The organism is Dyadobacter jiangsuensis, from assembly GCF_003014695.1.
Classification (GTDB): Bacteria; Bacteroidota; Bacteroidia; order Cytophagales; family Spirosomataceae; genus Dyadobacter; species Dyadobacter jiangsuensis.
This window is the reverse complement of sequence record NZ_PYAS01000016.1, coordinates 101,919-114,335: the sequence shown is the minus strand read 5'-3', so window position 1 is coordinate 114,335 and position 12,417 is coordinate 101,919. Positions and strand designations below refer to the sequence as shown.

The window sequence follows — 12,417 nt, the reverse complement described above, 5'->3', positions numbered from 1 at the left end:
TCCATGAAATCCAACCCGAAATCTACCACTTTGTCGCGCCGGGCGGCCATTCAATCCGTCCTGGGCGTTGCGGCTACGGGCACGATGCTGCTGCCCCAAACTTCGTATGCAGCCAATCCCACGCCTTTTCAGGCATACGGAAAGGTCAAGATCACCAAGCTGGAAACATTTTTGGTAAAGCCACGCTGGATTTTTCTCAAAATCCACACCGACGCAGGCATTGTGGGCCTCGGCGAGCCGCTGCTCGAAGGCCGCGCGCTGACGATCCAGACCGCGATTAAGGAGGTGGAACCATACCTGGTCGGCAAGGACCCGCGTGCCGTGGTGCACCATTGGCAGGCCATTTATCGCCACGCGTTCTACCGGGGCGGGCCGATCCTTACGAGCGCATTGAGCGGCATCGACCAGGCATTGTGGGACATCAAGGGTAAGCTCCTGGGCGTACCTGTGCATGAGCTCCTGGGCGGGCCCACCCGTGACCGCGTGCGTATATATGGGCGCGCGTCGAACGCCGAAGACATGAAGAAGCGTAAAGCCGAAGGGTACACGATCATCAAAACCAGCGTTGCCAAGAAGAACCCGGCGAACATCGTCGAGAACCAGGCGTTCATTAAATATGCTTCCGACAATTTCGCTTCGCTGCGTGAGGCCGGCGGCCCGGAAATGGATATCGCGATCGATTTTCACGGATCGGTTCCGCAGCAGACCTCCAAGGTGCTGATCAAGGAATTGGAGCAATACCAGCCCTTTTTTGTGGAAGAACCTTGCCAGGCACAGAATGTCGATACGCTGGTGGATATTGCCAGGGGCACGCATATTCCCATCGCCACGGGCGAGCGGATTTTTACCAAATGGGGTTTCCGCGAAATCCTCGAAAAAGGGGCTGCAAGCATTATCCAGCCGGATTTGTGTCATGCAGGAGGAATTACCGAAGGCAGGATCATCGCGGGAATGGCCGAGGCCTACTACATTCCGATTGCCCCACACAACCCGATGGGCCCGATTTCGCTCGCTACCGGCCTCCAACTGGCCGCCAGCGTCCCGAATTTCCTTGTCCAGGAGCAGGTAACGCTGGGAGAAGGCTACCTCAAAGAACCATTCAAACTACAAAAAGACGGAACCGTGATGGTGCCTACCAAACCCGGCCTGGGTGTGGAGCTCGACGAAGATGCCTTGAAAGACAAGATCGGCCACGACTGGAAGAATCCGGAGAGCTATAACGCGCTGGATGGGTCGGTGGTGGATTGGTAGGGCGGTACTGTACCGCTGTGCGGAATGGCCGTGGACGATCGACTATGGACCGCCGACGGCCGACCGCTGACAGCCGATCGCATGCTAGGGGCGGTTGGCTGCAACAGCTGAAAATCAAGTAAGATAAAACCTAACGATTAAATCAAGCAATCGGCGGTCGGCGGTCAGTCGTCGGCGGTCGATATTGGAACGGTACATCCATGCTTTCGATAAAATAGAATTTAATAACGTTCAACTATAAATATTCCATGAGAAAATTACTGAGTTTATGCTTGGTGTTGCTCGGCTTGGGGGGCGGAAGTTTGCTTGCCCAGAATGCCAGGGTGACCGGAAAGGTGACCGATCAGGACAATGCAGCGCTGCCCGGCGTGAGTATCCTCATCAGTGGTACTTCGCAGGGTACCGTAACCGACGGAGAGGGGAACTATGTGATCCAGGCGCCGGGAAGCGGCACGCTGGTGTTTTCGTTTATCGGCTATGAAAGTCAGACGGTGGAAATCGGTAACCGTTCGGTAATCGATATCAAACTTGCACAGGGCTCACGCAGCCTGGACGAACTGGTGGTGGTGGGGTATGGTACCCAGAAGAAAACCGACGTTACCGGTGCATTGTCGGTGGTTTCGACGCGCGAGTTCTCGCAACAGCCCATTACCCGGCTCGATCAGGTGTTGCAGGGACGTGCGGCCGGTGTGCAGGTAACGCAGTCCAACGGCGCGCCGGGCGGGGATTCGAAGGTCCGTGTTCGTGGGGCCAACTCGGTACTCGGTAACAACGATCCGCTTTATGTGATCGATGGTTTTGTGGGAGCTAATTATAGTTTGCTGAATCCCAACGATATCGAATCGCTGCAAGTGCTGAAAGATGCGGCTTCGACTTCCATTTACGGTAGCCGGGGAGCTAACGGGGTGATTATCATCACAACCAAAAAAGGCAGTAAGGGTATTAAAGTGAGTTATGAAGGGCAGGGAAGCGTTTCGAACGTGATCAAGAAATTCGATATACTTCCTGCGGGCGAATTCGCGGAGATCGTCAATGCACGTGCAGCTGCCACGGGCTCCAATGCACCGTTTACACAAGCCCAGATCGACGATTTCAAGAAGAATGGCGGTACCGACTGGCAGGACCTGGTTTACCGCAAGGGAAGCGGTCAGCAGCATCAGGTGACGGTTTCGGGCGGGAATGAGAAAACCTCGTTCCTGATCTCCGGTAACTATGTAAACCAGAAAGGGATCGTGAACAACAGCGGTTTCAAGCGGTATGTTTTGAGAACCAATTTGCGCACGCAGATCAATAAGAACCTTGCATTGCGACTCAATTTGTCGGGTGCAAAGACAGCCAACCATAATACCGATGGCGGCGGTGCGCTGATCGAAGCGTTGCAATGGGCGCCTACCACGCCTGCGTATGGCTCCGACGGCCAGCCTACATTCGCGGATCCGACGGGTTCTGTTTCGAGGAGTCCGCTGGATCACTTGTACGACAAGTCTATCGACGTCGAGCGGATGAACATCAACGCCATCGGCGGGCTAAGCTACCAACTGCCTATCACAGGCCTGTCGCTCGACTTGCAATACGCGATCAACTACCTCGACGCGCAGAACAAGAGCTTTAATGGCAAGCGCCTTTCGAATAATAACCCGAATGCAACCCGCTACTCGGCCGACCAGGTGACTTTGCAGAACACCAATGCACTGAACTACACCCGTACATTCGGAAATCACTCGATTACGGCGGTAGCAGTATTGGAAACCCAGCAATTTACCGACAAGAACTTCACAGCCACGGCCAACGGGCTTCGTTTCCCGCAACTGGGTTATGATAACATCGGTGGCAACTCGGCCGCAACCGTGAGCTCGGGCTTCTCGAAATGGACGCTGCTTTCGTTGCTCGGAAGGGTGAATTACGCATTCAAAGACAAGTACCTGGTAACCGCGGCTATCCGTCGTGATGGTTCGTCGAAATTCAGCGAGGATAACCGGAACAGTATTTTCCCGTCGGTTGCCCTGGGGTGGCGGCTTTCGGAGGAGGAGTTTATCAAGAACCTCAATGTATTCTCGAACCTGAAATTGCGTGGAAGCTGGGGTAAAACCGGTAGCCAGGCTATTAACCCTTATGCGACCTTGTCGCCCTACAACTCTACGCAGGTCGGTTTCAACAATACCGGCGTCACGGCCGGGGTGATCCAGGGTAACCAGGGCAACAAGAACCTGAAATGGGAGACCACCACGCAGACCGACGTGGGTATTGAAATGGAGATCCTGAACGGAAGATTGCATTTCGAGGCGGATTACTTCAACAAGAGCACGACCGACCTGCTGCTGAACGTACAGCTGCCCAACTACGCGGGCGGAGGTACGCAGCCGCGCAACGTAGGCGAGATCCGCAACCGCGGGTTCGAGTTCGCCATTGGTGGTACGCCTATCGAAAAAGGGAAATTCAGCTGGGAAACGAATTTGAATTTGTCAACCCTGAAAAACGAAGTGGTGAGCCTCGGCGGGTTACCACGGCTCGGAACGGGAACCGGTGCAGGCGGCGGGATGTCCATCACCAACGAGTTTATGCTCATGCCGGGTCAGCCGCTGGGCTCTTACTGGGGCCTCAAATACCTGGGTACTTTCAAACCCAATGAAGCCGACATCGCTGCCAAACAGGGCCGTGTTCCCGGCGATCCGCATTATGAGGACGTAAACGGCGATAATGCGATCACCACCGACGATTTCCAGATTGTCGGCCACGCGTTCCCGAAACTGACCGGCGGTTGGAATAACACCTTTACCTATGGCGGACTTACACTGAATGTGTTCTTCCAGGGGGCATTCGGCGTGGACAAGCTGAACTACACCCGCGCAGGCGCGATGTCGGGCTCCGGGGAAGCACGCCAGTTTCTGCTGACGGAGATTCGCGACTACTACCGTCCGGGTAATGAAGATTCGGATATTCCTGCATTTACCAAAACTTACCAGCCATTTACGCAATCGAGCCGGTTTGTGGAAAACGGAAGTTTTGTAAGGTTGAAAAACGTGAGCCTGGCTTATAACGTGCCGTCTTCGGTTTTCAAGGATAAGGCCAATATCCGCGTTTTCGCGAGCGCCACGAACCTGTTTACGATCACCAAATACACTGGTCCTGATCCGGAAACGAGCAACGTAGGTTCCAGCACCGACACGGCGATTGGTATCGACCGAGGTTCGTATCCGAATGCGAAGGTGTATACGGTGGGGTTGACGTTGGGATTCTGACCGCGGACCATGGACCGCCGACCACCGATCGTTGGTGGTCGTGCCAGGGTAGGAGTAAAAACAATATTTAAACAACAGACATGAAAAAAATAACCATACTTCTTTTAAGCGGCTTGCTTCTGACCGGAGCTGGTTGCAGTGATTACCTGGATGAGGATACGACCGGGCTTTTGTACGGGCCGAATGTGCTTTCGACGCAGGATGGGCTCGAATCGGCATTGACCGGGGCGTATAAGGGTCTCGCCAACCAATGGACTTACGGCTTTTTGCACCCCTCGGCCAATGCAGCCGTGCTGGGCGCGGACGATGTTACTACGCACCCCGCCAGCAACAAGGCCGACTGGCGGGAGTTTGACCAGTTCAATGTCTCGACTACCAACCAGCGCTCGAATGCGGTTTATAACGGTTGCTACAAGGCCATTCAAGGAGCGAATAATGTGGTCAATAATTACCAGAAAACAGTGGGTACCAAAGCTACGATCGATATCATCGTGGGCGAGGCGCATTTCATCCGCGCGTTTTCCTACTACTGGCTGACGCGCTTCTGGGGCAATATCCCGTTGATTCTGGCAGGGGAGTATTCCGATGATTTGCTGACGGTTAAAAAATCGACGCCGCAGGAAGTCTATGATTTGATCGTCGCCGACCTGAAAGTGGCGGAAACCAATTTGCCGAACGCAAAACGCGATCCGGGACGGCCAAACAAAGGGTCTGCGAAGGCGTTCCTGGCCGACGTGTATCTGACGATGGCAGGCTGGCCTTTGAAACAAACCGACAAATACGACCTGGCGGCTGCCAAAGCCAAAGAAGTGATCGATAATGCAGCGACTTACGGCTTCGAACTGTTGCCGACATTCGCAGCGGTTTTTGAAAACGACCCGGCATCGCCCGGAACGAAGGAGGCAGTATTTCAGATCAGCGGTTACCTCGGTGGAAGCGGTACGGCCAATGCGACTTACGGGAACACCACCATGCCCGGTGAGGAAGGCGGATGGGACGATATGTTTGCGGAGCTGAATTTCTTCCGTGATTTCCCTGCCGGACCGCGTAAGGACGCTACTTTCCGCACGGAATTCGGGCTGGGTGCTACCAAAATCCCCTGGCAGAACAGTTTGACAAAACATCCTTACTACCAAAAATGGTATATCAAAGGGAACATCGTGACGTCGAGCATTTCCCTGCCTTCTGTTATGATGCGTTACCCACATGTGCTGACGATCTACGCCGAAGCCAAAGCCCGCGGAACCGGCGGTCCCGACCAGGCGGCTTACGATGCATTGAACAAGGTACGTTTGCGCGGGCGAGCGGCAGGTACTAAGGCATTAGCACCCGGTGATGGCCTGACAGCGGCGCAGTTCGCCGACGAGGTCGTGCAGGAGCGCGCATGGGAATTCGCTTGCGAGCGCACACGCTGGTTCGACCTCGTGCGTCTCGAAAGGGTGGAGGAAGCCAATGCCAAGAAGAGCGCCGACGATTTGCAGCCGATCAAACCGATCGTGAAAGCTAATTACTGGTTCCCGCTGCCTTATACGGATACTTCCATCAATCCGAATCTGAATCAGTAGCGCACACGGGATTTGTTATTGTTGTTGCATCCCTACGGGATTGATTGAACGGGACGTTCTTCTACCAATGTTACGTGCCTGACGGCACTTGCGAGATCAAGTCGCGTTAGCGACGTAAAATGGGTAGCAAACAAGAATGCATCCTAATATTTGGATAATGCCGTAGGCATGTAACAACAATTAGCAGCAAACCCAACGCAACAATACTTCCGGGCCAATTTTGAAATACAAATACCTTTATAGACCCTATGACGATCCGTTTTCCGATCATATGCTCCATACTTATTGCCGTAACATTCTGCGCGCTGATACCGGCAATCCGCGTCCCGGACGGTCGCGTCCCGGACGACGGTAAGGATGCCGACTGGCCCGTGTACGGCGGCAACAATGCAGGCAACCGCTATTCTGCTTTGACGCAGGTCAACAAGAATAATGTGAGAAACCTCCAACCGGCCTGGACGTACGACACCGGCGAAAACAAACCCGGCGAGCGCGGCATGGATATGCAATGCCAGCCGATCGTGATCGATGGGGTGATGTACGGTACCACACCGCGGTTGAAGGTATTTGCAATCGATGCGGCCACGGGAAAAGAGCTTTGGAAGTTTGACCCTTTTGAAGGAAAGCGGCCGCGGTTCCATCCGACGCGCGGTGTGGTATATTGGTCGGAGGGGAATGACAAACGCATTTTATTTACGGCGGGGGCATCGCTGTTTGCATTGAATGCCCAAACCGGGAAACTGGTTGAGAGTTTTGGCAAAAACGGCGAAGTGGATTTTCACGATGGCCTGGGCGATGCCGCGAATTACGGTTACGACCCTTACCAGTTCAATATCCGGAACACTACGCCGGGTGTGATTTTCAAGAACCTGCTTATTACCGGTTCGTCGGTTTCGGAAGGCGGAGACGCATTGCCGGGGCACATCCGCGCATTCGACATGCGGACGGGCAAAGTGGCGTGGGTATTCCGTACGATCCCGCTGCCGGGAGAGTATGGCTATGAAACCTGGTCGAAAGACTCGTACAGGAAACTGGGCGGCGCCAATTGCTGGGCAGGGATGGTGATGGATGAAAAACGGGGAATGGTGTTTCTCGGAACAGGTTCTCCTTCGGTGGATTTTTACGGCGGCGCCCGGAAAGGCAGTAATCTTTTTGCCAACTGCGTGATTGCGCTGAATGCCGAAACCGGTAAGCGCGTGTGGCATTTTCAAACGGTTCATCACGACCTCTGGGATCGTGATATTCCGTGCCCGCCCAACCTGATCACGGTAAAAAGAAATGGCAAGATGGTGGATGCCGTTGCGCAGGCGACCAAAGACGGCTACGTTTTCCTGTTTGATCGTGACACGGGCAAGCCGCTTTTCCCGGTGAAGGAAGTGGCGGTACCGAATGCGAAGCCGCTACCCGGTGATCAGCCCTGGCCAACGCAGCCCGTGCCCGTTAAACCCGCTCGATTTGCCAATCAGACTCTGACCGAAGCAGACATCACCACGCGCACACCCGAGGCGCATGCTTACGTGCTAGACCGGTTCCGCAACAGCAATAGAGGCCCGAAAAACCAGCCTCCTGATCTGTCCGGAGGGTTGCTGTATGGCATCGGCGGCGGTGCGGAATGGGGTGGTACCGCGGCCGATCCGGAAGGAATTGTGTATGTCAATGGCAATAATATGCTCTGGTGGCTCAAAATGAGGGACGCTGGGGAGATTCGGAGTGGTGAGAACGGTCAGACATTGTCAAGGGGGCAGGTTTTGTTCAATACGAATTGTGCGGTTTGCCATGCTACTGATTCTCAAACCGCCGCTGCTTCCGCAGCCACTCAGGCTTATCCTGTGCTGAAAGACGTCGGCCAGCGCATGAGCCGGGAGCAGATTGGTGCATTGCTCGAAACAGGGCGTGGAAGAATGCCTTCTTTCCAGCATATTTCGAAAGAAGACCGCGCCGCAATTTTGGATTTCCTTTTAAAAACAGAACCTAAACCCGCCGCGAACGACATTCATGCTCAAACAACGACGACCGCGTTCAAAACCAATGCCAGCTTTCCGTACCAGCCTCCTTACGTCAACAACGGTAATGTCCAGTTCAGGGATCAGGACAACTATCCGGCCATTAAGCCGCCCTGGGGCACGCTGAACGCCATTGATATGAACACCGGCGAATACCTGTGGAAAGTAACGCTCGGCGAATACCCCGAACTGACGAAACAGGGCCTCCCGCCAACCGGCACCGAAAATCACGGCGGCCCATTGGTGACTGCCGGCGGCCTGCTTTTCATAGCAGCCACTTACGACGAGAAACTAAGGGCATTCGATACCAAAACGGGCAAGGTTGTTTGGGAATACCAGCTTCCGGCAGGTGGTTTTGCGACGCCCATTACCTATATGGTCGATGGAAAGCAATATATTGCAATCGCCGCCGGCGGTACCAGATATGGCCTGAAACCCGGTGGGAGCTATATCGCATTTGCATTGCCGTGACGCATTTTTTTTCGTCCCGTCGACTGAAGTCGACGGCTGGAAATTGACGGAGATAAAAATGACAAATTCGCATGCCTGCCGACGTAATACAATCTTTTCCCGTCGACTTCAGTCGACGGATGGTACCTAACAAAAAAAGAAACTATGAGTAAACACCTGCTGAGTTGTGACTGGGGAACGTCTTCGTTCCGGTTGAGACTGGTCAATGTGAAGGATCACGATGTGGTAGGAGAGGTGACGTCTCCACATGGCATCGGGGCAGTGTACAATGCGTGGCAGGAAGCGAATGCGGACGGTGCGATCGTGCGGGGTGATTACTATCGGTCGATCATCACAACTCAGATCTCCGCATTGAAAAAGCAAACCGGCCTGGATCTGAGGGGTGTGCCCATCGTGCTTTCCGGCATGGCGTCGTCGTCGATCGGGATGCAGGAGTTGCCCTACGCGCGCCTGCCGTTTGCGCTGGACGGGGCACATCTGGGGATGAAGTACTATGAGGAACAGCCGGGTTTTCCCCATGAAATCACGTTGATTTCGGGTGTGCGGAGCGACCATGACGTCATGCGCGGAGAAGAAACGCAGCTGATCGGCCTCGGAGCTGCAATGGATCTTTCGGGCCGCGACGCGATCTTCATTTTCCCCGGTACGCATTCCAAGCACATGTTCGTGCGTGACGGCCGGCTGATTGACTTCAAGACCTTTATGACCGGTGAAGTTTTCAACCTGATGGCCAATCAGAGCATTCTCAAAGACTCCATTGACCATTATCACCAGTCGGATTTCAACGAAGAAGCCGCAGCCGCATTCCGCTCGGGCATACGCGAATCGGGCACAGGAAATATTTTAAATGCATTATTTACAGTAAGAACCAACCAGCTTTTTGATTTATTAAGTAAGCGGGAAAACGGGATGTTCCTGAGCGGGCTGCTGATCGGCTATGAAATCCGCGATCTGACGAAGGAAACGAATGCGCATCTGGTGCTCTGCGGCGGAAATAACCTGTACCAGTTGTACAAAGCCGCGATTGAAACATTGGGGCTGGCAGGCAGGGCAACGATCATTCCGTCGGAGATTGTAGACCGTGCGGCTACCACCGGGCATATCCGGATTTTTGAGAACCAACATTTAACATTGAATAAAACAAATTTATGAGTGAGCGTACATTTTCGTGGGAGTTGTTCAATAAAGCACCGCTGGTGGGTATTATCCGTAACGTATCGCCGGAGGACGTCAAGCGTATCCTGCCCATTTACCGTGAGGCAGGCCTGACGACCGTCGAAATTACGATGAACACGCCCGGCGCGACGGATATGATCCGCTATGCGTTGGAAAACGAGCATTACGGCCTGAATATCGGCGCCGGAACGGTTTGTACCAAAGACGACCTGGATGCTGCGCTGGAAGCAGGTGCGCAGTTTATCGTGACGCCGGTTTTGAGCAAAAAAGTGGTCAAATCCTGTGTGAAAAAGGGTATTCCGGTATTTCCGGGGGCATATACACCTACGGAAATCTTCCAGGCATGGTCATGGGGTGCGTCGATGGTGAAAATCTATCCCGCGACGGCGCTGGGGCCCGGCTACATTAAGGACGTCAAAGCCCCGATGAACCAGCTCAAACTCCTTCCTACCGGAGGGGTCAGCCTGGAAAACATGGAAGCTTTCTTGAAAGCAGGTGCCAACGGGCTAGGCATCGGAGGGCAGCTATTTGACAAGAAACTGATCCAGGACAAAGACTGGGACGGACTGAAAGCACATTTCCTTCAATTCGCACAAAAACTCGCTTAGCAAATGGGTAAAATCAGGAATTACCGCTGGATCATCGTGGTCCTGCTCTTTCTCGCCACGACCATTAATTACCTCGACAGGCAGATCATCGGTCTCCTGAAACCCATTCTGGAAAAAGAATTCGTTTGGACCGAAACCGATTTCGCACGCATTGTGATGGCGTTTACGGCCGCTTATGCAGTCGGTTTGCTGGTTTTTGGCTGGCTCATCGACAAGATCGGTACCAAGGCCGGGTATTCGTTTACGATCATTTTCTGGAGCATCGCGGGTATGCTGCACGCGGTCGCACGCGGCGCATTCGGGTTCGGGGTAGCACGTGTGGGGCTGGGATTAGGGGAAGCCGGTAATTATCCTGCGGCAGTCAAGACGGTGGCCGAGTGGTTCCCGAAGAAGGAACGGGCTTTGGCAACGGGTTTATTTAATGCCGGTACGAGTATCGGCGTTGTGGTCGCTTTGATACTCGTACCCTGGATTCTGAGCCATTATGGCTGGCAGGAGGTGTTCTGGATTACCGGCGCGCTGGGTTTCGTATGGTTGATTTTCTGGCTCATTTTTTATGACATTCCCGTCAAGCAGAAGCGGTTGAGCGCCGAGGAGCTTCATTACATCCTGAGCGGACAGGGGCAGGACGAAAACGAGGCCGAAAAGCAGCCCGTTAAATGGATCAAACTGTTCACTTTTCCGCAGACATGGGCCTACATTACCGGTAAAGGGCTCATCGATCCGATCTACTGGTTCTTCCTGTTCTGGTTGCCTTCCTATTTCGCCTCCACATTCAACCTGGACCTTAAAAAGCCGAGTTTTGAACTTATGCTGATTTATACCGCAACGACCGTCGGTAGCATTGGTGGGGGATATCTCTCGTCCTGGCTTATCAAACGGGGCTGGCCGACGCTCAAAGCGCGCAAGACGGTTTTGCTGGGGCTCGCATTTTGCGAACTATCCGTGATACTGATCCAGTTTTCCAGCGGCGTCTGGATGGCCGTTGGACTCATTAGTCTGGCAGTGGCATTACATCAGGCATGGGCGACGAATGTTTTCACGCTACCGTCCGACCTGTTTCCGAAACAGGCCGTTAGCTCGGTCGTAGGCATCGGAGGCATGGCGGGAGCCGTGGGCGGTATTCTTTTCCCGATCCTGATCGGCAGCCTGCTCGACAGCTACAAAGCGGCGGGGAACATTCAGGCGGGGTACAACATCATTTTCACAATCTGCGGTTTTACTTATCTTGTGGCGTGGCTGATTATCCATTGGCTCACCAGAACGCCCAAAGTAGTAGAACTCGAAGAATTGCAATGATCATTTTAAGAAGAACCGATTCCGACGCCCCCGATTTCAAAGCATTGGTAAAACTCCTCGACGCCGATCTCGCCGAACGCGACGGTGCTGATCATGGATTTTATGCTCAATTCAACAAAATTGACAAGATCCGACACGCGGTGGTATGCTATGAAAACGACGAGCCCGTGGGCTGCGGCGCCATCAAGGCTTTTAGTGAGGAAGCCATGGAGGTAAAGCGTATGTACGTTTCACCCGACGGCCGCAAAAAAGGCATTGCTACCCGCGTACTCACGGAGCTGGAAACCTGGGCCAATGAGCTAGGCTATGCCCAATGCGTCCTCGAAACGGGCAAACGCCAACCCGAAGCCATTGCGCTTTATGAGAAGAACGGTTACCAGCGCACGGAGAATTACGGACAGTATGTGGGAGTGGAGAATAGTGTCTGTTTTGCGAAGGTGCTCGCGGGCTAGTCCTTCTTAATCGCGGTGATATCGATGGGCGGGTACACGATCATGAGTGTCGGTCCAAAGAAGCATTCCTTTTTTAGGTTTCCGCTGATTGTGTAATCGGGAACTTCGCTATTCGCGCTTTTGGCCCAAAGCGAATCCGCATCGCAGGCCCAGGCGGATGTTTTATTAAGAGTAATAGGGTGCGTAAAAGTAAATAGCCCGGCGCCTTCGTGCACCGCACGGGTGTTTTTAAGCACAAGTACCGCAGGGCCATCGCATCCGCAATCCGGCTGAGGATCCTTTTCGCAGCAGAAAAGTGCCAGTGAAAGGATCGTAAGCGAGGCGTTGGTAAGGAGTTTTTTCATGGCTTCTGA

At 53.7% G+C, this 12,417-nt stretch carries 8 protein-coding genes and 1 pseudogene; 8 read left to right on the top strand and 1 reads right to left on the bottom strand.

Annotated features, from left to right (window positions below):
• The first annotated feature begins 3 nt into the window (after nt 1-3).
• From dgoD to CLV60_RS27790, 8 genes and pseudogenes are all read left to right on the top strand, one after another.
• Nucleotides 4-1,251, top strand: coding sequence for a galactonate dehydratase (dgoD, locus tag CLV60_RS27825; protein ID WP_106598678.1), 1,248 nt, complete (start codon nt 4-6; stop codon nt 1,249-1,251).
• Between the two features lie 248 nt (nt 1,252-1,499).
• Entirely contained in the window at nt 1,500-4,490 is a 2,991-nt protein-coding gene (locus CLV60_RS27820) for a SusC/RagA family TonB-linked outer membrane protein (RefSeq protein WP_106598677.1), read from the top strand.
• A gap of 80 nt (nt 4,491-4,570) precedes the next feature.
• Nucleotides 4,571-6,055, top strand: coding sequence for a RagB/SusD family nutrient uptake outer membrane protein (locus CLV60_RS27815; protein ID WP_106598676.1), 1,485 nt, complete (start codon nt 4,571-4,573; stop codon nt 6,053-6,055).
• A 248-nt stretch (nt 6,056-6,303) separates the two neighbouring features.
• A pseudogene (locus CLV60_RS27810) lies at nt 6,304-8,460 on the top strand (outer membrane protein assembly factor BamB family protein); the annotation flags it as partial.
• A gap of 213 nt (nt 8,461-8,673) precedes the next feature.
• On the top strand, nt 8,674-9,681 hold the full coding sequence (locus CLV60_RS27805; RefSeq protein WP_106598674.1) for a 2-dehydro-3-deoxygalactonokinase: 1,008 nt from the start codon (nt 8,674-8,676) through the stop codon (nt 9,679-9,681).
• Nucleotides 9,678-10,313: a bifunctional 4-hydroxy-2-oxoglutarate aldolase/2-dehydro-3-deoxy-phosphogluconate aldolase gene (locus tag CLV60_RS27800; RefSeq protein WP_106598673.1), complete on the top strand. Its 636-nt coding sequence runs from the start codon at nt 9,678-9,680 to the stop codon at nt 10,311-10,313. Before CLV60_RS27805 ends, CLV60_RS27800 begins: the two co-directional genes overlap by 4 nt.
• A 3-nt stretch (nt 10,314-10,316) precedes the next feature.
• Nucleotides 10,317-11,612 (top strand): MFS transporter, encoded by a 1,296-nt coding sequence (locus tag CLV60_RS27795; protein ID WP_106598672.1) that lies wholly within the window; start codon nt 10,317-10,319, stop codon nt 11,610-11,612.
• Nucleotides 11,609-12,064: a GNAT family N-acetyltransferase gene (locus tag CLV60_RS27790; protein WP_106598671.1), complete on the top strand. Its 456-nt coding sequence runs from the start codon at nt 11,609-11,611 to the stop codon at nt 12,062-12,064. Before CLV60_RS27795 ends, CLV60_RS27790 begins: the two co-directional genes overlap by 4 nt.
• On the opposite strand, the gene CLV60_RS27785 is transcribed toward CLV60_RS27790, so the two are convergent.
• On the bottom strand, nt 12,061-12,408 hold the full coding sequence (locus CLV60_RS27785) for a hypothetical protein (RefSeq protein ID WP_106598670.1): 348 nt from the start codon (nt 12,406-12,408) through the stop codon (nt 12,061-12,063). The two genes, CLV60_RS27790 and CLV60_RS27785, sit on opposite strands and share 4 nt — an antisense overlap.
• Nucleotides 12,409-12,417 lie beyond the last annotated feature (9 nt).

Excerpts from the sequence above, each read along its gene's own strand:
- CLV60_RS27785 (WP_106598670.1), bottom strand. The coding sequence starts at position 12,408 with ATGAAAAAACTCCTTACCAACGCCTCGCTTACGATCCTTTCACTGGCA.
- CLV60_RS27815 (WP_106598676.1), top strand. The coding sequence starts at position 4,571 with ATGAAAAAAATAACCATACTTCTTTTAAGCGGCTTGCTTCTGACCGGA.
- CLV60_RS27800 (WP_106598673.1), top strand. The coding sequence starts at position 9,678 with ATGAGTGAGCGTACATTTTCGTGGGAGTTGTTCAATAAAGCACCGCTG.
- CLV60_RS27805 (WP_106598674.1), top strand. The coding sequence starts at position 8,674 with ATGAGTAAACACCTGCTGAGTTGTGACTGGGGAACGTCTTCGTTCCGG.
- dgoD (WP_106598678.1), top strand. The coding sequence starts at position 4 with ATGAAATCCAACCCGAAATCTACCACTTTGTCGCGCCGGGCGGCCATT.
- CLV60_RS27795 (WP_106598672.1), top strand. The coding sequence starts at position 10,317 with ATGGGTAAAATCAGGAATTACCGCTGGATCATCGTGGTCCTGCTCTTT.
- CLV60_RS27820 (WP_106598677.1), top strand. The coding sequence starts at position 1,500 with ATGAGAAAATTACTGAGTTTATGCTTGGTGTTGCTCGGCTTGGGGGGC.
- CLV60_RS27790 (WP_106598671.1), top strand. The coding sequence starts at position 11,609 with ATGATCATTTTAAGAAGAACCGATTCCGACGCCCCCGATTTCAAAGCA.